The organism is Gimesia panareensis, from assembly GCF_007748155.1.
Taxonomy (GTDB): Bacteria; Planctomycetota; Planctomycetia; order Planctomycetales; family Planctomycetaceae; genus Gimesia; species Gimesia panareensis.
Window position 1 is genome coordinate 7,148,579 of record NZ_CP037421.1, and the last position, 21,733, is coordinate 7,170,311.

At 54.6% G+C, this 21,733-nt stretch carries 20 protein-coding genes; 11 read left to right on the plus strand and 9 right to left on the minus strand.

All coding sequences use genetic code 11. The features are described from left to right. The first annotated feature begins 17 nt into the window (after nucleotides 1–17). From Enr10x_RS26860 to Enr10x_RS26870, 3 genes are all read left to right on the plus strand, one after another. Nucleotides 18–791, plus strand: coding sequence for an SDR family NAD(P)-dependent oxidoreductase (locus Enr10x_RS26860; RefSeq protein WP_145114771.1), 774 nt, complete (start codon nucleotides 18–20; stop codon nucleotides 789–791). A 16-nt stretch (nucleotides 792–807) separates the two neighbouring features. Then, nucleotides 808–1,716 carry a leucine-rich repeat domain-containing protein gene (locus Enr10x_RS26865; protein WP_145114773.1) on the plus strand — a complete coding sequence of 303 codons (909 nt, stop codon included), beginning with the start codon at nucleotides 808–810 and terminating at the stop codon, nucleotides 1,714–1,716. Between the two features lie 226 nt (nucleotides 1,717–1,942). Continuing rightward, nucleotides 1,943–3,571: a hybrid sensor histidine kinase/response regulator gene (locus tag Enr10x_RS26870; protein WP_197996262.1), complete on the plus strand. Its 1,629-nt coding sequence runs from the start codon at nucleotides 1,943–1,945 to the stop codon at nucleotides 3,569–3,571. A 99-nt stretch (nucleotides 3,572–3,670) separates the two neighbouring features. On the opposite strand, the gene Enr10x_RS26875 is transcribed toward Enr10x_RS26870, so the two are convergent. Further along, nucleotides 3,671–4,717 (minus strand): Gfo/Idh/MocA family protein, encoded by a 1,047-nt coding sequence (locus Enr10x_RS26875; protein WP_145114777.1) that lies wholly within the window; start codon nucleotides 4,715–4,717, stop codon nucleotides 3,671–3,673. After that, the gene (locus Enr10x_RS26880; protein WP_145114779.1) at nucleotides 4,714–5,058 is read right to left on the minus strand and encodes a VOC family protein; all 345 of its coding nucleotides are present in this window, start codon (nucleotides 5,056–5,058) and stop codon (nucleotides 4,714–4,716) included. Before Enr10x_RS26880 ends, Enr10x_RS26875 begins: the two co-directional genes overlap by 4 nt. Before the next feature lie 271 nt (nucleotides 5,059–5,329). Between Enr10x_RS26880 and Enr10x_RS26885 the strand changes: the two genes are divergently transcribed. The 3 genes from Enr10x_RS26885 to rpsU all read left to right on the plus strand — a co-directional run bounded on the left by Enr10x_RS26885 (nucleotide 5,330) and on the right by rpsU (nucleotide 7,926). Further along, nucleotides 5,330–6,394, plus strand: coding sequence for a Gfo/Idh/MocA family protein (locus Enr10x_RS26885; protein WP_145114781.1), 1,065 nt, complete (start codon nucleotides 5,330–5,332; stop codon nucleotides 6,392–6,394). A gap of 172 nt (nucleotides 6,395–6,566) precedes the next feature. Beyond that, a complete protein-coding gene (gene thyX / locus Enr10x_RS26890) occupies nucleotides 6,567–7,475 on the plus strand; it encodes an FAD-dependent thymidylate synthase (RefSeq protein WP_145114783.1) in 909 nt (302 codons plus the stop codon). 253 nt (nucleotides 7,476–7,728) lie between these two features. Beyond that, complete coding sequence (gene rpsU / locus Enr10x_RS26895; RefSeq protein WP_144980715.1) at nucleotides 7,729–7,926, plus strand: 30S ribosomal protein S21; 198 nt, start codon at nucleotides 7,729–7,731, stop codon at nucleotides 7,924–7,926. Between the two features lie 64 nt (nucleotides 7,927–7,990). Here rpsU and Enr10x_RS26900 read toward each other — a convergent pair whose 3' ends face one another. Next, complete coding sequence (locus Enr10x_RS26900; RefSeq protein ID WP_145452097.1) at nucleotides 7,991–8,521, minus strand: hypothetical protein; 531 nt, start codon at nucleotides 8,519–8,521, stop codon at nucleotides 7,991–7,993. 113 nt (nucleotides 8,522–8,634) lie between these two features. Beyond that, nucleotides 8,635–9,405 (minus strand): 2-C-methyl-D-erythritol 4-phosphate cytidylyltransferase, encoded by a 771-nt coding sequence (gene ispD, locus Enr10x_RS26905; RefSeq protein WP_145114787.1) that lies wholly within the window; start codon nucleotides 9,403–9,405, stop codon nucleotides 8,635–8,637. Nucleotides 9,406–9,823: 418 nt separating this feature from the next. Here ispD and Enr10x_RS26910 point away from each other — a divergent pair, with 418 nt between their 5' ends. Continuing rightward, a complete protein-coding gene (locus Enr10x_RS26910; RefSeq protein WP_145114789.1) occupies nucleotides 9,824–11,335 on the plus strand; it encodes a sigma-54 interaction domain-containing protein in 1,512 nt (503 codons plus the stop codon). A 53-nt stretch (nucleotides 11,336–11,388) separates the two neighbouring features. Here Enr10x_RS26910 and Enr10x_RS26915 read toward each other — a convergent pair whose 3' ends face one another. Then, complete coding sequence (locus Enr10x_RS26915) at nucleotides 11,389–11,961, minus strand: VOC family protein (RefSeq protein ID WP_145452099.1); 573 nt, start codon at nucleotides 11,959–11,961, stop codon at nucleotides 11,389–11,391. 415 nt (nucleotides 11,962–12,376) lie between these two features. On the opposite strand from Enr10x_RS26915, the gene Enr10x_RS26920 reads away from it, so the two are divergent. Then, nucleotides 12,377–13,285, plus strand: coding sequence for a TolB family protein (locus Enr10x_RS26920; protein WP_145114793.1), 909 nt, complete (start codon nucleotides 12,377–12,379; stop codon nucleotides 13,283–13,285). Between the two features lie 47 nt (nucleotides 13,286–13,332). Next, the gene (locus Enr10x_RS26925; protein WP_145452101.1) at nucleotides 13,333–14,262 is read left to right on the plus strand and encodes a TolB family protein; all 930 of its coding nucleotides are present in this window, start codon (nucleotides 13,333–13,335) and stop codon (nucleotides 14,260–14,262) included. Here Enr10x_RS26925 and Enr10x_RS26930 read toward each other — a convergent pair. Continuing rightward, nucleotides 14,243–17,557, minus strand: a complete 3,315-nt coding sequence (locus Enr10x_RS26930; RefSeq protein ID WP_145452103.1) for a M56 family metallopeptidase — start codon at nucleotides 17,555–17,557, stop codon at nucleotides 14,243–14,245. The two genes, Enr10x_RS26925 and Enr10x_RS26930, sit on opposite strands and share 20 nt — an antisense overlap. Then, nucleotides 17,538–17,936: a BlaI/MecI/CopY family transcriptional regulator gene (locus Enr10x_RS26935; RefSeq protein ID WP_145452104.1), complete on the minus strand. Its 399-nt coding sequence runs from the start codon at nucleotides 17,934–17,936 to the stop codon at nucleotides 17,538–17,540. The genes Enr10x_RS26930 and Enr10x_RS26935 overlap by 20 nt, the downstream gene beginning before the upstream one ends. Nucleotides 17,937–18,242: 306 nt before the next feature. On the opposite strand from Enr10x_RS26935, the gene Enr10x_RS26940 reads away from it, so the two are divergent. Both Enr10x_RS26940 and Enr10x_RS26945 read left to right on the plus strand, forming a co-directional pair. Further along, the gene (locus Enr10x_RS26940) at nucleotides 18,243–18,785 is read left to right on the plus strand and encodes a DUF2617 family protein (protein WP_145114800.1); all 543 of its coding nucleotides are present in this window, start codon (nucleotides 18,243–18,245) and stop codon (nucleotides 18,783–18,785) included. A gap of 58 nt (nucleotides 18,786–18,843) precedes the next feature. Beyond that, nucleotides 18,844–19,584 carry a hypothetical protein gene (locus Enr10x_RS26945; RefSeq protein ID WP_145452106.1) on the plus strand — a complete coding sequence of 247 codons (741 nt, stop codon included), beginning with the start codon at nucleotides 18,844–18,846 and terminating at the stop codon, nucleotides 19,582–19,584. A 21-nt stretch (nucleotides 19,585–19,605) separates the two neighbouring features. Here the strand turns inward: Enr10x_RS26945 and Enr10x_RS26950 are convergent, their stop codons facing one another. Together Enr10x_RS26950 and Enr10x_RS26955 are read right to left on the minus strand one after the other, a co-directional pair. Next, nucleotides 19,606–20,376 (minus strand): CPBP family intramembrane glutamic endopeptidase, encoded by a 771-nt coding sequence (locus Enr10x_RS26950; RefSeq protein ID WP_145114804.1) that lies wholly within the window; start codon nucleotides 20,374–20,376, stop codon nucleotides 19,606–19,608. Beyond that, nucleotides 20,373–21,656 (minus strand): HD-GYP domain-containing protein, encoded by a 1,284-nt coding sequence (locus tag Enr10x_RS26955; RefSeq protein ID WP_197997385.1) that lies wholly within the window; start codon nucleotides 21,654–21,656, stop codon nucleotides 20,373–20,375. Before Enr10x_RS26955 ends, Enr10x_RS26950 begins: the two co-directional genes overlap by 4 nt. Nucleotides 21,657–21,733: the final 77 nt, after the last annotated feature.

A 21,733-nucleotide genomic window follows, 5' to 3' on the forward strand; every position in this document is an offset into this window, starting at 1 on the left:
CCACAGGAAGGGATATCATGCTGCCAGGCATCAAGCTGTTTGATTTAACCGATCGCGTCGCCATCATCACTGGAGGTTCGAAAGGTCTGGGCTCCGCGATGGCAGAAGGCCTCGCCTCTGCCGGTGCGAACGTCCTGCTGACCAGTCGGCACGCAGAGGAAGCAGCCGAGACCGCAGCACAGATCGAAGCCGACTACGGCACGAAAGCGATCGGCATGGCAGCGGACGTCACCGATCCCGATCAGGTGGCCGCGATGACCGAGCGGGCCATTTCCGAATTCGGCAAAATCGACATCCTGATTAACAACGCCGGCATCAACATCCGCGGCCCCATCGATGAACTCACCCTGGAAGAATTCGAAGAGGTCCAGAAGGTCAACGTGACCGGCCCCTGGCTCTGTGTCCGGTCCGTCGTGCCCCATATGAAAAAAGCAGGCTATGGCCGCATCATCAACCTGGCCAGCACACTGGGGCTGGTGGGACTCTCCAACCGCACCCCTTACACCGCCAGTAAAGGCGCGATGGTGCAGATGACACGCGCCATGGGCCTGGAATTCTGTGAATACGGCATCACCTGCAACGCGATCTGCCCCGGTCCGTTTCTCACACCGATGAATCAGCCGTTCGCCGAAACGGAAGAGATCAAGAAATTCATCGTCGGCGCTGTCGCCATGAACCGCTGGGCCCAGATGGAAGAGATCCAGGGCGCTGCCATTTTTCTGGCCAGCGATGCTTCGAGCTACATGACCGGCAGCATGGTCACCGTCGATGGCGGGTGGACCGCGCGTTAAAGTCACGGGAGTCTGAATGAGTAACACGGATGACATCCAGTCGATCGGTTCTACAGACAGAGTCAGACGGACTCTCCTCCGACGTTCTCTGATCATCACCACGATTCTGCTCGCGGCCGCGCTCATCTACTCCGTGTTTCAAATCGTCCGGTTCCACGAACAAGTCGCCTTCCTGCAGAAACAGGGGGCCGAGTTGGAAACCGAATACCGGAACCACAAGGGAGAACAGCGCCGCGTCTTCTATGAGGATGCTCCCGGAAGACTCTTCATCCCGGGACCGGTGTTACGCTATCAACGTTCGCTCATCGGCGTACATCTCACCAGGTCACCCCGGATCAGTGAAGCGGAAACTGATCAGTTCTTTGAACTACTCACGAAGTTCCCCAGGATCAAATGGGTGACACTGGAGGGCTTTCATATCAATCAACAACGGGCCTCCGCCCTCGCCCGACTCAAACAAATCGAGAGTCTGGCGCTACGGAACTGCACGATTGACGAATCCTGCCTCGCCACCCTGCTGGAGCGTAACGACCTCAAATACTTCAGCCTTGCAGATTCGAAATTCAACGAAACCGAACTCGCGGTCTTCCGGAAGCAACCCGCCCGGGACACCCTGCGGTCACTTTCGCTGTCCAACTGTCCGGTCACGGATCAGACGGCGAATCTGATTTGTGGTTGCAACCAGCTCATCTTTCTCGAACTGGACGGCACTCGGATCAGCGATAAAGGGGTCAAAATTCTCGCCCGCCTGCCCAGTCTCAAAGTCCTGGTACTGGACCATACGGACGTCACCGATTCCGGCGTGGCCTATCTCTCTGCCACGCCTCATCTTGTCGAGCTCAGTCTGAGTAACACCAGCACTTCGGATGAAATGCTGGAATCGTTACAACTGGAAATACCCGCACTGCGGGTCTCCGACGACTGATTCTGCACTGAAATCAGCTGTCACGACTGTTCTTCTATTCCAAGTGTACTTCCCCGCGCGAATGCTCTAATCACTTTAATCCAACCATGGCTCGAAAGTTACTTTCGAAATTCAGGGAAATTCCTTACTCATCACATTCTTTAGGGACATTCCTGTCCTAATTTTGTGTAACTCCATGTTTTACACCCGCCGTAAAAGAGCACCCAAGGCACAAGAAAACAGTAAAATGAAATATCGCAAATCCAAGGTATTAATTGTTGATGACTCGGAAGTCGTACGGCACATCCTGACCAAAGCTCTCGCACCGGAAGGTTATACAATCTATTCTGCCATCGATGGTGAGGATGGATGGCGCCAGATTAATGAACTGCAGCCGGACATCGTGCTGCTGGATGTGGAAATGCCCACCCTGAACGGGTTCGACGTTCTGCACAAAATCCGTGATCAATTCAAAGCCGAAGAAATGGCAGTGATCATGGTAACCACGCAGAATGACGGCAAGGGAATTGCCCGCGCCTTTGAAGAAGGTGCGTTCGACTACATCCCCAAACCAGCTACCGAATCGGAAATCAAAGCCCGCGTCCGCAACGCAATCCGCGCCATTCACCTGTTGCGGGAACAGAAGCATCTCAGACAACAGGCCGAAGCAGCCAACCAGTCCAAGAGTGCCTTCCTGGCAAATATGAGTCATGAAATCCGCACCCCCATGACGGCCATCCTGGGCTATACCGAAATTCTGGAACTGGAAGCTCGCACCCACAAGATGCCGGAACTGTTCCTGGACTCCCTGGATACCATCCGCCGAAACAGCGGACACCTCATGGAATTGATCAACGATATCCTGGACCTCTCCAAAATCGAAGCAGGCAAACTCGATGTCGAGTCCATTACCTGCTCGCCGCAGGCGATTGTCGAAGAGGTTCTGGAACTCGTGCAGGTCAGGGCCGAAGCCAAAGGCCTTAAACTTGAAGCACATTATCAGTTCCCACTGCCCGCGCAAATTAATTCCGATCCGACCCGCATCCGGCAGATTCTGATCAACCTGATTGGCAATGCGATCAAGTTCACCGAAGTCGGCACGATCAGGCTGGAAACAGAACTGTTGCAGACACCGGGTGAAGAACCCTGCCTTCAGTTTTCCGTAGTCGATCAGGGAATCGGGATGACCGAAGCCCAGATGGCAAATCTGTTCCGCCCCTTCTGTCAGGCTGATTCTTCGACTTCACGCAAATACGGGGGCACCGGACTGGGGCTCACGATCTGCAAGCGGCTGGCATCCATGCTCGGCGGCGACATCTCGGTCACCAGCCAGCTCAATCAGGGCTCCCGTTTCTCTGCGACGGTTCGCACAGGCAGCCTGGAAGGCATCGAACTCCTTGACGAACTTCGCGACACCGATGTCCCCGCTACATCGACTTCAGACACAACCCTGTCCAGCCCCGAAGAAGAACATCCTCTGAAAGGCAAACACATCCTGCTTGCCGAAGATGGCCCGGACAATCAGAAACTGATCGCCTTCATCTTGAAGAAAGCCGGCGCCAAAGTGAGCGTGGCTGAAAACGGTGAGGAAGCTTACCAGGCTGCCCTCATGGCGATGGAATCAGGTTCGCTGTTTGATGTGATTCTGATGGACATGCAGATGCCCATCCTGGACGGCTACAGCGCCACACGAAAAGTGCGCGAGGCCGGCTATGAAGGCCCGATCATTTCGCTCACCGCGAATGCGATGGAAGGCGACCGGGAAAAATGCCTCTCGGTTGGCTGCAATGATCACATCACCAAGCCCATCAATCGTCGAAATATGGTCGAGATGATTTTAGAAATCAGCAGAACCCCGGAACCCTGTCTCTCCTGAAGGCAGACATTCTAATTCCGATAAACGAAAAGCCGGTCCATCCTCAAATCGCTCACAGGATGAACCGGCTTTCTCGTTTCATTGACTTTGAACCGGTCGTTAATCCTTCAGCCCTGCGAGTTTCTTGAGCGCCGCCTTGTGAGCCTGTTGATACACATCCTGCAATGCAACCGGCTTACCGCCTGACGATTTGCTCTGATCCGCAGCGGTCATGAAAGTATAAATCTCCATTGTCTCTTCCGGGCTTACCGGCGCTTTTCCCGTCTGGAAAAACTTCACCACTTCCACCAGCAGCGGTTCGTAACCACTGAAACTGCCAATCGGGGCAATCCCTTTGCTCCCATACACAGTCCCGCCATAACCGCCCTGGTAGCCGTTATTCTCTTTCCGCCGCCCGCGAAATGTGCCGACGCGTCCGTCTTTCCAGGTTCCCACGGCCAGATCCGTATTCGGTGTATTGACGCGGACCACCGTTGCGCAACCCGGCCCCATGATCGTGTACAGCGTCTCGACCCCATGGATCCCGTACCAGTAAAAATCGGGATGCGTTTTCTCAATGGGACAGGGACTATATGCATCACAGCCCACGATTTCGCCCACCGCCCCACCGTTGATCTTCTTCGCACCATCGGTGTACCGCAGTGAAGAAGAACTGAAGACCGGCGTCTGATACTGTTTTGCTGCTTCATAAATGGCGATCACATCCGCCAGATCGCCGGCGACCGGCTTATCTACAAACAGCGGCTTCCCCGCCTTGAGCACAGGCAGCGCCTGCTCGAGATGCACGCGGCCGTCGTTGCTCTCCAGCAGCACTGCATCGACCTGCTCCAGCAGCGCCGCAATACTGGGAACGATTTTCACTCCCTGCGCTGTGACCTGCTCCGTAATCTGGGGAACGGATTCCAGACTCTCCTGGATGTCTCGACTCCCCTGCGGATACGCGGCGACCACGCGACAGGCGGCGAACTCCGGAAACTTCGGCTCAGCGCTGTTCAATATTTTTGTAAAGTTACTGGAATGCGATGTATCCAGACCAATGATGCCGATCTTCAGTGTTTTTGCATCCTCGGCTTGAAGAACCGTCGTCAAACAGCAGCAGAGCAGAAGACAGAAATAGAAACGAATGTGGCCACGCAACAGATTCATGATGTCAGCTCTCCAAATTCCGTACCATCCGAGAACTCCATGAATTCAAAGACGGCTCCATCGATCAGAACAAATACGACTTTCAGATTTTCCATCGCCTGGAACGGGCCCAACAGCACTTCCAGACCTTCGATTTCTTTATCGATATCCGGGACCTTAAAGGCAATGTGCGGCTGGTTCCGAACAGGACCGGTGACCGGCGTATCAGGTTCAAACCGCAGATACTCAATTTTATAAGGGTGCTCATTCGGATTGGTGACGTACACCTTCGTTTCTTCAACGTAGATTTCGCCAGGCTGCGGATCGTCGGTGATCACACCCACATGATGAAACTCTCGCATGGCAGCTCCTTAGCCAGGGGGACATCGAACCGACTGACAGCAGCCGCGTTCCAGCATCTCGATTCTACCCGCAGACCGCAGTCCGTTCAAAGGAATGCGACAGAAATACCGTCAGGCCCAGAGTTGCTGAAAAGCAGTCCACCCCGGGAGATTCCATTCAAATTGGAAAACGGAAAATGTCTTTCCGTGTATCCTTTACAGTTGCAGCTTAAATGAAGACACTGAACCTCTCACAGAGCATTCATCGTGAACGTGGTCAGAGGAGGCTGTAATGGAACAATTGAAAGTCGGCATCATCGGCGCCGGGGGCATCGCCGCCAAAATGCATCTACCCGAACTGCAGACCGTCAGCAACTGCGAAGTCCTGATGCTCGCCGGTCGCAAACAGTCTCGCCTGGATGTTCTCTGTCGCAAGTTTAATGTCCCGGAATGGACTCACGAGTACCAGGAGATCATCGACGACGAACGCATCAACGCTGTCGCCATCGCCCTGCCTCACCCGCTGCACGTCGAGTGGGGTATCAAAGCGATCCGGGCCGGCAAACACGTCTACATGCAGAAGCCGCTCAGCACCTCCATGGATGAGGCCGATGCTTTTGTCGAAGAAACCGAGAGCCACAACCAGACGGTGCTCGCGCTCCCCTATATGTCCAATCCGCATGTGCTGGCGACCCGCAACTATATTCATGACGACAAACTGGGAACCATCTCTTCCGCACAGGCCCGCGCCAGCCATGGCGGACCGGAAGTCTATTACGCCGGCATTCAGCAGATCCTCGAAGAAAAGCCGACCGACGACCTCTGGTTCTTCGACGCCGACAAGGCCGATGTCGGCGCCCTGTTCGATATGGGCGTCTATGCCATCGCCAACCTCGTCGGCACCGTGGGGGCCGTCAAATCGATCACCGCGAAACTGACCACCGTCGCCAAGCCCACCCGCCTGGAAGACACGGCCTCGATGATCCTCGAATTTGAAAATGGTGCCCTGGGCACCGCGCAGACCGGCTGGTGCGACGCCGCCCGGACCTACGAATTTTCCGTGCACGGCACCCGGGGCAAAATCGTCAGTTGTCGTCAACCACTGGGTCTCAATTATTACTATCCCAGTTCGGATGTCGACGAAGACCTGCCCCTCGTGGAAGAAGCAATCGATCTCTCGAACTATCCCGTGCAGAATTCTCACCAGCACTGGGCCGCCTGTATCCGCCAGGGGATTCAACCGCCGCTGTCGAACGCCTCCACGGCCCGACATGTCACCGAAATCCTGCTGGCCGCCCTCAAATCCTCGCGGGAAAACCGGACAGTGGACATCCAATCCCGGCTCTCGATCTATTGAACCACAGGCGAATCTCGCAGGGATTTTGGCGATTTTGGCAGACTCAGCCGCCGGTACGGTGTCGTTTAAACGCCCGGTTGACTATAACTGGCTGTTGGCAGATTGCATGTCGCTGCCAGTCCCTGATCTCATATTTTCCATTCTCTTTTGATACTTGCTGGGAGTGTTTCCGATGACGGAGCGGTCTGAACTCGTTGAACAGCTTCGCTGGAAAAAGATTCCGGTTCTCAATGACGGGTTTGTCTGCCTGGTCGACGTCATGGGCGATGACAGCTCAATTGTTCAGGCAGCCCGCGTCAGCTACGGAGAAGGGACCAAACGCGTCTCCGACGACCGCACGCTGATCCGCTATCTCATGCGTCATCGACACAGCACCCCTTTCGAAATGGCAGAATTGAAGTTCCTCGTCCGTGTCCCCATGGACTGCTGGCGTCAGTGGATTCGGCACCGGACCGCCAACGTCAACGAGTACAGCACCCGCTATTCGGTCGCCATCGATTCGGCCCAGACCACCCTTCCCGGCGAATGGCGGACCCAGGCCACTTCGAACCGGCAGGGCAGCGATGCCCCGCTCCCCGAAGATGTGGGAACCCAGCTGACCGCTGAAGAAACCGAATTCCAGGAAAAAGCCCGTGCGGTCTATGAAGCCCGCCTCGAAGCCGGCGTCGCCCGTGAACAGGCCCGAAAAGACCTGCCCCTGGCAACCTACACCGAGGCCTATTGGAAAATCGATTTACATAACCTGATTCATTTCCTGAGCTTACGTATGGATTCGCACGCTCAGTGGGAGATTCAGGAATACTCACGGGCCATCGGCGAACAGATCGTCAAACCCCTCTTCCCGGTCGTCTGGGAAGCCTTTGAAGACTACCGCCAGGGCGCCATGTTCCTCACCCGGCTCGATAAAGGGGTGATCGAACGCCTGATGGCTAAGGCGGCCGCCGATTCTCTGGCCCCGCCGTTCTCTCCCGAACTCTTCCTCGAAGTGCAGGATGAGACCTGGAAAGCACTCAAACGCAGCCGGGAACGGGATGAATGCCAGTCCAAGCTGGAACGTATGGGAATCCTCAAAGCCGAATAAAAGTGGCCGTCTGAACACTTTTTGTGTGAAAATTGCAGACTGATCCCTCGCGTGGCTTTGCATAAACCGGAGGTTGTGTTATCTTTATCGGTCCCGCTCTGTAGCGCGAGGTCCCTTTGTGCGACCCGTTACAGTCGAATTCGTCTGAATTCTCATCTCTGATGAGACCGATTGATATTTATGTAGATCCCGAACCAAGTGGATCTGTGTACCAGACATTGACAGAAATCAGGAAAAAGAAAAGGTGATTTGAGTGGTTAAGCTTCGGTTACGAGAAAACGAATCTATTCAGGAGGCAGTCAAACGGTTCCGCAAGATTGTTGAACACGCTGGTATCAAAAAAGAAATGCGTCGCCGCGAATACTACGAAAAGCCCAGCGATGAAAACCGAAGAAACAGACGACGTGCAGAACGGCGTGCCCGTCTCTCCCGTCTGCAGAACAATCAGTAATCACTGAGATCTGACAATACAATAAAAAACGCATCCCCTTTTGGATGCGTTTTTTTATGCGCCCTCAGTTGTCTGAGTTGGCTTCGCTCGATTCTGGTTTACTCTCAGCAGGCTGAGTTCGCTGTTTGACTTCCGCTTTCTGCTTCTCGACAAACTCTCTCACTTTCTGCTTTGAAATGCGGGGCATGCCACTCACCTCATTCCCTTCCGCTGCGGTATCAAACACGATCACCTGATCATCCTGATCCACCAGCATCCGCAAATGATAGGTTTTGAAGATTCCGTTCCAGCGATAATGGTACAACTTCAGAATCGCACCGGAATCATCCAGCTCCTCTGCAGGCTGGCCCTGGAGCATCGTTTCCTGAAACTCTTTGAAGGGGACTTCTCCCATTTTGCCTGCTTCGTCCATGGCGGCATTCAGGTTTTCAAATGTCTTGGCCTGCGATGTTTTCGCCCGCCATTCCAGCAGTACCACGCCCAGCAGGATCAGAATCAGAATCCAGGAAATGATCCGCCTCTGGGTGCTCACCTTCTTTTTGGGCGAATTGGGTTTCGATTCGGGGGTCTCTGCAGCTTCGGGAGTGGAACTCATGATGGCATCCTTAGTTGAAATGGAAGTCTGCAGCTCAGTCTAGCCTGATGAATCCGTGACCTCAAACAGAAAGCCCCCCTTCACGCAAGATTCATCAAACTTGTCCCGTCGACTTACAGAATCCCCCGCGGCTCCTCATCCGCAAAGGGATGCAGTGCCTGGATCCCTTTCGGCTTAGGCAGTGCATTCACCAGCGCTTCAGCCATCCGGAAATCAGCGGCTGTTGTGATCTTCTGATTCATGGGCGATCCTTCCACAATCGTCACCGGCTGCCCCAGGTGTTCAACCAGTTGTGCTTCATCAGTCGGCTGGAAATCGCCCCGCTTTGCATACGCGTCGAGCAGTAACTGCCGCTGAAAGACCTGCGGCGTCTGCGCTGCCCAGAGATCAGCTCGGTCGACCGTCTCCTGAATTTTCCGATCCTTACCCGCCCGCTTCAGCGTACTGGAGACACGCACCGCGGGAATCACCGCCTGGTGTTTCTCTGCCGCCTCAAACAGTTCGCCGACCCACTTATCGGTAATTAATGGACGGGCCGCATCGTGAATCGCCACATAATCGATGTCCGATTTGACCCGCGCCAGTGCGTTCTGGACCGAGTCCGCCCGCTCGGCACCGCCGGGCACAATTTCGATTTCCATAAAAGCCAGGTTCGGACGGAACTTCTGTTTGAACCAGTCGATATCATCCGGGGCCACCGAAATAATCAGCTGCTTCACATCCTCGCGGTTGGAAAAAATCTCCGCTGAACGCACCCAGACGGCGCGTCCTTTCAAATCCATGAACGGCTTCTTCTGCGGCCCCGATCCCAGGATCTCTGCCCCCTTCGATTGAAACCGACTGCTCTTACCCGCTGCTGCTAAGATGACTGCAAAGGTCGCCACGGCGCTGTCCTCTCCGTTGAAACTGACTATGAAAAAACTCCCTGTTTCTGAAGTTTAACAAGCCGTAAATTGTGATCCAATAGCAGGCCCCCGCCAATTTCCCTGCCCTCCTGGAGAATCGTTACGTCTCCTGTAACCGGCCCCCCGATTCCGTGGCTAAAAAACAACACGCGCGCTGCATGATGCCTTTTCACCACAGCCCCCCGCTGCTTTCGCCAGCCTGTCAAATTGTTTCTGTTTCCCCAACCTGTTTCTCATCAGTCACTTAAACAGAGTACGTCTGAAATCCTTAACAGTCTGGCACTCCATTTGTTTAAAAACAGAAGCACTTCGCTCAGAAACACTCACGGTGTTGATATCTGATCGAAGCCCTTCATCCTGAGTTACCACCTGGTCATCTGGAAAAGAGAAAGTCATTATGGAACTGCCTACACTGATTCTGGTCACACGCGACACGGTCCTTAAGCAACAGATTCTGGCGCATTTCAAAAAAACATTTCATTTGATCATCTGCAGTACTCTGGAAGACTGTCTGGCCAACTGCCAGGAACAGGATATCGATTCGATCCTCGTCGATCTGCGGTTCCTGATTTCAGGCGGTCATCAGGAAGATCATCTACTCGAACGGATTGAGACTACCGCTCCTGAAACAGAACTCATCATGCTCACCGAAGAGGAATGCCCGGAAATCCTCGAACGCCGCGCTGCCTGCAGCAAACTGCATCACATCAAAGGCTTCGCCAGTGAAGCAGAGTTGCTGCTCGATATCGACTCATTGTTGAGCCCGGAAGAAGAGGTTCTGGTCAGTGAAACCATGTCGCTGAATACAGCAAGCCATGCTGCTCCCTCAACGGGCACAAGCTCCAGCGCCGGAAAAGCGGGCGGTTCACAGCGGCATCAGGCAGGGGATGAAGTTCACCTCGAATCCGATTCTACAATTCTGCACGGCATCACCCGGCGCTTCGAAACCAACTCGCATGAAATGAAAATCATGCTTAATGAACTGGAGATCGCGGCACAACACGATGTCACCGTATTGCTCATTGGAGAAACTGGAGCCGGTAAAACCTACCTTTCGCGGCTGATCCACGAAGTCTCTCCTCGACGAGACGAACCGTTTCTGAACGTGGCCTGCGGGGCGCTCCCCAATGACCTGATCGAAAGCGAACTGTTCGGCCACGTTCGGGGGGCATTTACCAGTGCTCACGCCGACAAGGAAGGCAAGTTCCTCGCTGCGGGACGGGGTACGATTCTACTCGACGAAATCGACGTCCTCGGACCTGAGCAGCAGGTCAAATTACTGCGGGTCATTGAGACCGGCGAATTCGAACCGATCGGCTCTAACAAGACCCACGTCAATCAGGCCCGTCTGGTCGTTGCCAGCAACATGGATCTGCAGCCGCTGGTCGAACAGGGCAAGTTCCGGCCCGACCTTTACTATCGACTCAACATGCTGAAGTTCGACGTCCTGCCTCTGAGACGGCGGAAGTCGGACATCATCACCCTGGCACACGGATTCGTCAAGCAGATGTCGACGAAACATCAAATCGTCATTGAACACATCGATGACGCGTTCCTGGATGCTCTGCACTCCTATCCCTGGCCCGGCAATGTGCGTGAACTGGAAAACGTCATTCGGCGAGCCGTGATTTACTGCCGCGACGGAATCTTACGCAAAGAGAATCTGCCTTCGCACATTCTGATGGGACAGGTCGGACCAACCAACGATCCTTCCGTCGTCCTCGGTCATCAGAAACAGAATGATTCCGAACGACTGGGCGATCAGGTCGCGGTCACCGAGAAGGAACTGATCGAGCAGGCACTCTTCAAGAACAACTACAGCCGAACCAACACGGCCAAGACACTGGGCATCAGCCGGGTCACGCTGTACAACAAAATGAAGAAGTACGGCATGAGCACAAAAAAATGATGACACCCGCTTGAGTGTCATCATCAATGATTCGTCTGGAACCGGGAGGCTCGTTATTTTTTCGGGCCGACCAGTTCGATCAGGTTGCCGTCGGGATCGCGAACCAGTGCCAGGTAAATTCCTTTAGGAAAACCTTCCGGCAGCGAAATCGGTCCTTTGGCAATCGGCTTGACGCCGTATGCTTTCGCCCGCTCCAGGGCGGCATTCATGTCTTTCACGTAGAGCGTCAGGTAACTCACGCCCAGTGAAGAGTGGATAAAGGAGTTATCCACCTGCTTACCCGGTGCCTTCTCGAACTGCATCAGCTTGACATTGGTCGCGGTCTTATCGTTCCCCAGTACCATGGGATACACTTTAAAAGACTGGTAATCGGAGAGCCCCGAGTCGCCTCCCATTTCGGGAGTCACTTCGAACATCTCGCGTTCCTGCATACCCAGTGCATGCTTGTAAAAGTCGCGTGACTTTTCCAGGTCGCTGACCACGATCCCGAAGTCGACGGTTGATTTGGCATATTCTGCATCCGGCACAGTCTTGCTACTGGCGGCCCATGCGGCGATCCCGCTCACGACGAATACGATGAACGTCGTGCAGATCAGCTCACGATTCACAAAACTGGAATTCTTCATCAAGCAACTCCTGAATTAAAAAAAGATCCGGCCCGCACTTCACCTCGCAGACCTCTAGACTGTGTCCAGTTTTACTGTAGCGTCTCCAGGACCATTTGGACCGAGTATATTAAATTGAGAAACGCTATGTTTAAATACGACGCGTTCTAGTACATCAGGCTACTTTGATCAGTTTCAGACCTCAACCCGAGCTCATTCCTTTCTGCAAAACTATTTTAAATCGCCACTTAGTTCAAAAACTGGGCTTGAGATTTCGCACAGAACCGCTCTCTTGTTCCGCAGACAGACTCACTCTCCCTGGTACGGACATCACGAACTGAAATATTTTCGTTGAACCACTCGGTGGAAATGCTATAACAGTTGAACACCCCTCTGACTGATAAAATGACCATCGTGCTGTCAAAAAGGATTGAAGATGAAATTAACAACGCTCGCAGTCACCAGTTCCCTGATCTGCCTCCTGCTGACCGTGGCTCAAGTCGCAGACAGCCACGCACAGGAAAAAAAGGTCAACCGCACCCGGTTTTATATCGCAACCCCTGAAGGAAAAGATCCCAAAGTCTTTTTCTTCGCGGAAGATTATTACAACACCGGCTCGCCTGCCTTCTCGCCCGACGGTCAGAAGCTCGCGTTTGACGGCTGGAAGTCCCAGGAAGGGGAAAGCTTCTCCAACGTACGCCTCATGGTCGTCAATGCCGACGGTTCCGACTTTAAAGTCCTCGGCCCTGGTGCGATGCCCAGCTGGTCACCCGGCGGAAATCGCCTTGCCTTCTCAAAACCTCCCTACAGTGTGGCCGTGATTAATGTGGATGGCACAAACGAGAAAATCATCGCAGAGTCAGGCTGGGGCGGGCAATGGTCACCCGACGGTACCCGCATCTCCTACACATCAGGGAACAACATTCGTGTTTACAATCTGATCGAAGACACGACGACCAACCTCTTTCCCCCCGGCGAAAGCCCCTACTCCCGCTTCTACTGGAACTCGACCTGGTCCCCCGACAGCAACTGGATCTGTATCGTGGGGCGTCGGTCGGATGACAGCACCTACGACGTCCTCACCATCAATACCGCCGGCAGTAAAGCGGGCTACAAAGTGCATTTCAACAGCAAACGCTCCCCCTATCAGGACATGGCCTGGTCGCCCCAGGGAGATATGATCGTCTTCGGCTCCCCCACCTCGCCGCGTCAGTTGCTGCACTTCAATCCCGCAGAGGACAAGCCGCCCACGCCGCTGGATATCACAATCGATGGTAACATCAACGGCGACCTCAGCTTTGCCCCGGATGGTCAGCGGCTGCTGTTCAACGCCCGCGATAAATAGCGAGAGCCTTCTTATCTGCCAAACCCTGTAACCACAGAGAGAATCATATGCACTCCTTTCCCCAACTGCTGACACTCATCTGTACGATCGGCTTCATCTGCCAGGCTGGTCTCTCCAGCTACGCGGACGAAAAAACGAACGTCAAACGCGTGCGTTTTTATCAGGTCTCACCTGAGGGAGGCACAGCGAAACTGTTCCTTGTCCCCGGTGAATACCATACCGCCGGCTCTCCGGTCTTCTCTCCCGACGGAACGAAGTTCGCCTTTGACGGTCGTAAATCACAGCAGGGAGAATCGTTCTCGGACGGTAAGGTCATGGTCTGTAACGCGGATGGCAGCCAGTTGAACGCGATCGGCTCAGGCGTCATGCCCAGCTGGTCACCCGCCGGAAACCGCATTGCCTGCTCCAGCATTTCACCACGAGGCGCAGCCCTGATGCACACAGACGGCACCAAGCGGGAACTGATCGTCCCGGATAGCTGGGGCGCACAGTGGTCCCCGGATGGCAGAAAGATCGCCTACACCTTTTACGGCCCCGGGGGCGTCACCATCCAGGTCTATGATCTAATCGAAGGCACAAAAATCAGCCTCTTCTCCCTGGGCGATGCACCCTACAACAGCATCTACTGGAACATGGCCTGGTCGCCCGACAGCAACTGGCTCTGCTTCAAAGGCCGCAGGTCAGACAACGGCACCTTCGACATCGCTACAATCAACGCTGCCGGCAAAGACGCCGGTTATAAGGTGCACTTCAACAGTGATAAAGCCCCTTATGCCGACATGGCCTGGGATCCGCAGGGAGACCGCATCGTCTTCGCCCAGGGGGCCAAACCCAGACAGTTCCTGCAGTTCAATCCCGCCGAAGACAAAGCCCCCGCGCCAATCGACATCAAAGTCAACGGCGACATCATCGGCGACGTCTGCTTCACTCCCGACGGCCAGAGCCTGCTGTTCAACGTCAGCGGGACGGAGGAGTGAGGGGAGTTTTGAAAGACTCTGACATCGTGATTTTCTTGCCCGGTGACACGATCATGAAATAACGAGTCCCCGTCTTGCCTTGGTTGATCAGTTCGTAAGGCAGCAACGGCGTTTCCTGCCCCAGCAACTGATCAGTCACATCCACCAGCATCTTCTTCCCCATGGGAATGGTCATGCTCTTGAAATTCGACAGCGGATCGTCACTCTGTGTGGCATTGATCATCATCGAAAGCTGAATCTGATCCTCCGACTTGATCACCGGTCGGAACTGAATGCGACTGTCACCGGGAAGCCCCTCATGAAACTTTCTGCTCAGTTCAAACCCGGCTGACTGTCGGTTAAATAACGCCAGCTTGACGCCATATAGTTTCAACCCGATCAAACCAGGTTGCCTGACCAGATCCTGAATCATTGCCGCTTCGGAAGCCGAGATTAACACTCCCTGATTGAGATCCTCCCCGCGCAGCTTCTGTGAAAACTGCTTCTGCTCAGCCGAATCTGAGTGATCCCAATACTCATACCATTTCTGCACATCTTCTGTCGTAAAAATCCTGAAGTCGACCGGGATCATCTGATCGTGAACCGCCCTGATCCGGGATATCAGCTCCGCAATCTGATCGTGAGTGGAGTGCTTCGCGCGAATCACCAGCGACAGATCCTTCTCAAAAGCCCTGATCGTGGGACCTTCTTTTTCCCACGCCTCCGGGGTCACATTCTGCTGAATCAGTTCGATCAAGGCGTCAAACCGGGGCGGCTCTGCTTTGACCTGCTGATCTTTCGCCCCCACAATCACATGCCGGGGAATCGGCACCACCAGGTCCGCCACCGGATAGCATTCAGTCACCAGAGTGTCTTTAAAATTGGATTGATCCAGCTGTATGTGACCGGTCACCCCCGCATCGCTGTTGACGCCCTCTCCCAGCATAAGCAGCTCAGATTCAGGCTTCTGTTCCACACTCTCCCGCTCCGCCTGCAGCATCACCAGCAGCACCCGTTTCTCTTCACGAGCTGGCGACGCGATCGGAAACCCACCGGCCAGCAGCGTCTCGCCCGGCTTTAACAGCATCGCATCTTTATAAACTTGCTGACTGATCAGCGGCGCCGGTCGCTCTGTCACCTCCTGGTCGGTTTTAAGCCGGGTCTCGCCGTCAACCTGGTAAAAAGTCATCTGATAATTGAGCATGTCACGCCGGACGGCACCGCTGCGATCGGACATCCGCGTCTGCAGATCAATGCTGACGCCATAGCCCCCTTCGCCGGTGTTCCACCAGAGCGAATTGGCGTCCTGTCCTTTAAGCAGTCCGATTTTGCTGGCGATCGTCGCCGACTGCTTGCATTCCAGGGAGACCGGGGGCACAAATACCACTTTCGCCTCGGGAGTCGAGAGAAACTTCATCATGAAATCCCGACTCCGTTCCTGATCCAACACATCACACACCAGATAGTCATAACTGACCTGCTCCGGCTCATTCCAGATCACATTCCGTAAATCCAGATACTGCTTCTTCACACTCTGTTTGCGGGTAAATACCTTCATCGACTTGCGTTTCAGCAGATGATCCTGCAGAAACCGTTCCGAAACCGAAACCAGCGTCGTCGTTATCTTGAGCTTTGTAAATTTATTCTGTCTCAGTTCTGCCAGAACCTGTTCCACGCGCCGGTGGTATGCCCGGTTGGCAGAAAATACTTCCAGTTGATCATCCTTGATCATCACACCGCTCATTTTTCGGATCCGGTACTGCTTACGTTCATCCCGTATCGGTATTTGCAGCGTTTCAAAATAGAACGGAGTGGAAATGTCGTAGTGTGAACCTGGACTCTCTGCTTCCACCTCGGGCAGTTCCGCGATCCGCAGCCTGATCTGGTCGATCAGAAAGTCATTAGCCCGCATGACGCCCGCCACATTTCTCGCACGAGCCAGCAGATCATCAATGGAATGCGTGTGCCGTCGACTGCTGTTGATGACCAGTTTCGGAATATCAATTTCCTGTGAAAGTAACGGTACAGGTCTGATATAAGGTTTATCGGATCCGACCTCCGACTTGGACGAACGCTGCGCTTCTGCTGTCGGCTTGACGGCGTGCACGACTTCCGTCGGCACAGTTTTCGTCACCGTCCGCTCAGAATCCTCATCCCCGGCACTCACCACAAACGCAGCGCCCGGCAGCACCACTGCTGCCAGCGTGACAAACACCACCCAGCACCACCAGGGGGTGCGTTTTTGACTTCCCTGTCCCAGTCTCATAATGCGCTCCATGCGTTTTGAAGTAATTTCTACCGGACGGACGCCCGGCACCATAGGTACGGTCTTTAACGTCTGTTTTAACTCCAGAATCTCCAGCAGCGCGCCTGCATACCGACGCGGGTCACACTTCAGCTCTGCCAGCACTTCTTCGTCGCAGCACTGCTCCATTTCGAACTTCAATCGTCGGCCTGTCAGCCAGACCAGTGGATGAAACCACCACACGATCGACGCCAGCAGCTGTAACAGCCCGATCCATAAATCGCCTCGGCGGATGTGAATCAGCTCGTGCGCCAGGATCGGCTTCAGTTCCTCCGGCGTTCGTGATTCTGCAATCGCAGTCGGCAACAGAATCGTCGGACGGAACAGTCCGATCACCGCCGGTCCTATCCGGCTGTGTGTCACTACCAGTCGTATCCGGCGTTTCAATCCCAGTTCACCGCACAGTCGCACCAACAGTTCATCCAGCTCGGGAGAGTTCACGACACCGGCGCGGCGAATCGTCTGCCAGCAGCACAGAAAACGGATCAGCATCACCGTCGCAATCAAAACCGCCATTCCCGTCCAGAACCAGAGCCCCACCGTCAACCAGGACATACGCGGACTGCGACGAATCGAGGAAGCTGCTGTCGCTGCTTCTGTCGCAATGTCCTGCCGGGAATGCGCTGCCATTGCCTCCGTCGACCGATCCTGCGGATCGTGAATCGTCACTTCTACCGAAGCCCGCTGGGCTTCCGGCAGCTGATCCACATCGTCTCCAATCAAGCGACGAATCCACTCAGTGCGGGTCAGCGAATCGGTTTGCTGAGCAGCACTATTTTGTACCACTTCCTCGGTCAGACCACTCTGCATCCAGCAGAACAGACCACTGGAACTGCTCCACAGGGGCGGTGTGACAAATTTGAGCAGCACCACCAGCCATAACAGGTACGTCAGGTGCGCCCGGCGGATGCGAACCAGTCTGCAGATCAGCCAGACCACCAGTGCCAGCAGCGTACATTGCCAGACCTGCTGCCAGATCAGGTAAGACCACTCAGGATTGATGCTCATCATCCCGTTCCTCCGTTAACTGATCCAGTAATGATTTTAAGGCGTCCAGGTCTTCGCGGCTGACGTTACGATCTTCGATCAGATGTTGCATCAGCGGGAAGGTCTCACCGGCAAACAGGCGGTCAACCAGATCGTCGACCGTTTCGCGAATCACGGTGCGGGGCTTGACCCGCGGCGAGTACACACGCGTTCGCCCGTCGAGTCGGGCCTTGATATAACCTTTCTGCTCCAGTCGACGCAGATAGGTTTGCACTGTCGTGAAATCGATCCCCCGCGACTCGGGGAACGTTTCAAATACCTCGCGGACCGTCGCCTGTTTCAGGTCCCACAGGGCGCGAGCCACTTCCAGTTCGCCTTTTGATAATGCGGGCCGTTCCGTCATACCTCTCCCCTCAAGTACAAGTGTAATTGCAGAAGTTTAATTACATTTGTACGTGAGTCAATCCCGTTCTGCCACAAACGTCAAATGGAAGAACCTGTTCGCGGGCAAAGTCAATTCCAAAGCAGGCTTTATCAAAATTCGAGGTGACTTTGAATTTCTTGGTAATGCATGTTTGGATTTGGTCTGCCGATCGCTTAGAATCGAATCATTCAGAGTTCAGACCACCCCGGTCCTGCCAGGCGCACTGACAGTCTCTGATGTTAAGTGTTTATATGACAGACAGTTCCAATTACTGGATTCATAAAAATGAGTGTCCGTTCCGCCAGACCGAAAGTAAATGATCTGATCTTTCGCTTAATTGGGCGCTCGATTCACCCGGAGCTCTACACCACCTGCGCTGCGATTGACATCCTGCAGAAGAACTATGCGGCAACGATCCGCGTCTGCGAAACCGGGCACATTGCCAGCATTCAGCATAAAGGCCACGCGGTCTGCGAGATTCTGACTTCGTTTCAGAACCCACTCCCGAGCCAGAAACGACTGCTGGAAAAACCGGTGCGGGGTTGCCGTTCGGAATCAGTCCGGCTCGAATCCGGTATGTATTACCAGGTGAGTTACCAGTTGGAAGAGCTGGATTATGTCATTTTCAAAAACGTACATGAAGAATATCTGATGGATGCCCAACGGGCCGACCTGGCGTATCATTTCATCTCCGAAAGTCGCCTTACTCCCGGTGCGTTGAGTATCATCGATTTTGAAGCCAACCAGGACAGCCTGCTGATTCACGCCTTTCATACTTTCCCCGATGAACTGGCCGTGGTGAAGACGCAGTCCCTGTTTGAGTTTTGAATCATCACACTAAGGGATCAGCCTGATCAACGTCATGGATGACGGGGGAACCGAAATCATGATAAGAGGTCAACTGTTTTCTCGACACACGCTGCAGGGGCTCTGTGCGCTCTTCTGCCTGGTCGTTTTGTTCGGCGCGACTCCTGCCGCAGCCGCCCACCGAGGCAGCCACTCGTATCACCGCAGTCCCTATTCGTCTTCTGCTTACACGCAATATCACCGCACGCACTATAACGGTTACGGGTACAACGGCTATCGGTACAACGCCACTTCCTGGCGTCCCTATCCCCCCGTGGCCCGTTCCACGTTCTACGGTTATGGCGGACGTCGCTATACCTACCGCTACCGGCCCTACTCTTCCTTTGCCTACGGCTACCGCTACTATCGCCCCTGGTACTACGGCTATAATTACTATCCGCGCACCAGTATCTCCTATTATGGTTTCTCGAACGGGTATAACTCCAACTACTATTACCGGCCCTTCTGCGGTGCCTGGGGAGCTTACTCATCCTGTTACTGTTCCCCCTTCTCGGGTGTGACCAGTTCGTATTACCCGGGCTACGGCAGCTACAGTGTCTGGGGCGGGATGGGCAGCTATGCTCCGCTCTGGGGAAGTTACACGCCCTACTGGGGCTCGTATTACGCGACCCCCTGGTCCTACTACCCCGGCTATTTCGGCGGGTATTACGGTCCCTATTGCGGCATCTGGCCGTATCGGCCCACGCTCTATCAGAGTATTGTCTACCAGTCCGGCTTCAACGTCGGTTATGGGCGGGGCAGCTACTACGGCTTCTGGTAAACCGACGGGCAGCGCTTTGGATCAGGCGGTGGTCTCCAGCATCATCACCCCCACGATAATATCGTAGGTCGCATGCGCGCCGACAGTGATGCCAAAGCCCCGCAGAAAAAACAGGCCGGCAAAAAACAGTCCTGCCACCGTGCGGAACGTAAAGCTGAAAACGGAAAACTGATCGCCGGATGCACCGATGTAATGCGCCAGCGAGAAGATCAGACTGGTAGAAATAATCGCCAGGACTGCAGACCAGCGGGCCTGCAGCAGCATCGCCCGAAACAGCAGATAACAGATCGGCAGCAGTAACAGCCGAAACATCACTTCTTCATACACGCCCGCCCCGACAAAGCTGACCACCCGCGAAGCCGACTCCCGTTCGATGAACATCATTACCGGCGAGGGTAACTGCTGAAACACCAGATCCTGCACCTGTCCCAAAACGATCAGACAGAAAGCAAACAACAGACTCTCGGCGAACATCCCGATCAGGGTCTCCGCAGAGACTTTCCACGGATGCTTGCAGCACAGATGCCAGACCAGCAGTGTTCCCACAATCAGACAGGGGAGCAGAAAGGTCTGCGTCAGCCCCAGCTGTGAGAGCCAGTTCCGCATCCAGTAGTCAGCGCCATTGCGAATCAGTTCCGGCTGGCTCCCTCCCATCGAGAGAACCCCCAGTTCATAGATCAACAGCAGCGGCGTCAGAAATACCAGGCAGACCAGCGGCTGCCGGGCTTCAAACCAGTAGCTGTCACTCTCCAGAGCCATTGTCTCAGCAGGTGCGTTCTTTTTGCGTGTCATTTCTCAGTCTGGCGATCGGTAACAGATCTGTTCGAACGGGACTCCCGTTCCAGGGAAAAATGGGGCGGCGTCATCTCAGCATGCGCCTCATCAGGCCGGTAGTTTTGAAAACGTTTCAACGAAAACGGATCATTGTGCCGATCCGACTCCCGGAGTTCTTCGGGCAGGTTGGCATCCAGTGCCCGAAACAGTTGGTCTGCGACCGTCGGATCCCATTCTCCCTGCAGTGTTTCACGATACAGCTGCAACGCCGCTCCAAAGGCCAGCTCTTCGCCGTCGCAGGTCCGGATGCCGTCCGCCGTCAGTTCACGTCGATCGTTTTTCAATTCCAGGTAGCGGCAGATGACTCCCATCCGCCGCGAATGTTCGCCCAGGTGATAGGTATGCAGGCGTCGCGGATAGCCAGTCCCGTCCAGACGCTCGTGATGCTGCGCCACCACTTCCGTCAGGTACGAGTCTCCCGGAAAGCCTCGCAGGCCTCCCAGCAGAGCAGCTCCCAGAATGGGATGTTCTCCCCGTTCGTCATTCCGCTGTGCATCTTTCCCGTCGGCTTTGTTCGCCAGTTTTGGATTCAACATCAGCCAGCCCAGGTCATGCAGCATTCCCGCCATCATCAGCAGATCACAGCTCTCGCGCCATTCTGGTATCTGGCGACTCACATAATAACTGCACCGTGCCACTTCCAGGCCGCGAAGATAAATCCCCAGGTCCGGATGGGAGATCTGGTTCTGTGCCACTGCTTCCATATCTCTCAGAGACAGAAACAGCAGATCGCCCGGATCATTCAGGTGCGCATCGTCGTGTTTAATCTTGCGAATCAGATTCAGCAGATAGTTCGGGTTGCAGTACGACTGCGTCCAGATATCCTCTGCTGCGGTCAGTAACTGTTTGAGATAGTGCACCGTGGTCTGCGACAGGAGTAACTGGCGGCGGAGGTAGACCTGCTCGGTCTGCACAAAGTCCAGAATCCGTTCCAGGTGGGGCAGTTGTGTTTCCGCAAGCGAGCGGACCGCTGTCGTATCCAGATAGAGGCGGCACCGCTGCAGGATGACATTCACCCGGGCCTGCAGCTGTTTCAGCTCCTGGTGCAGTTCAGGGATTTTCAGTTCCCGGTTCTGTTGCTCCAGTTCTCGAAACTGATCCTTCAACGCACGCAGCGAAGTCGCACTGTTTTCCAGCAGTTTCCCGTCATTGATGCGGGCACAAAAGGCCTCCCATTCATTCCGTTCCCGACGGATTGTCGGCGTGAGCCAGCGAAGTGATCGGGTGGAATGGTTCACAATGTGCCCCTGTGAAAGAGTATTCGTCGCGTGCCTGCTTAAGATACGAAGGACAACAGCCGCCCTTCTCTGTTTTT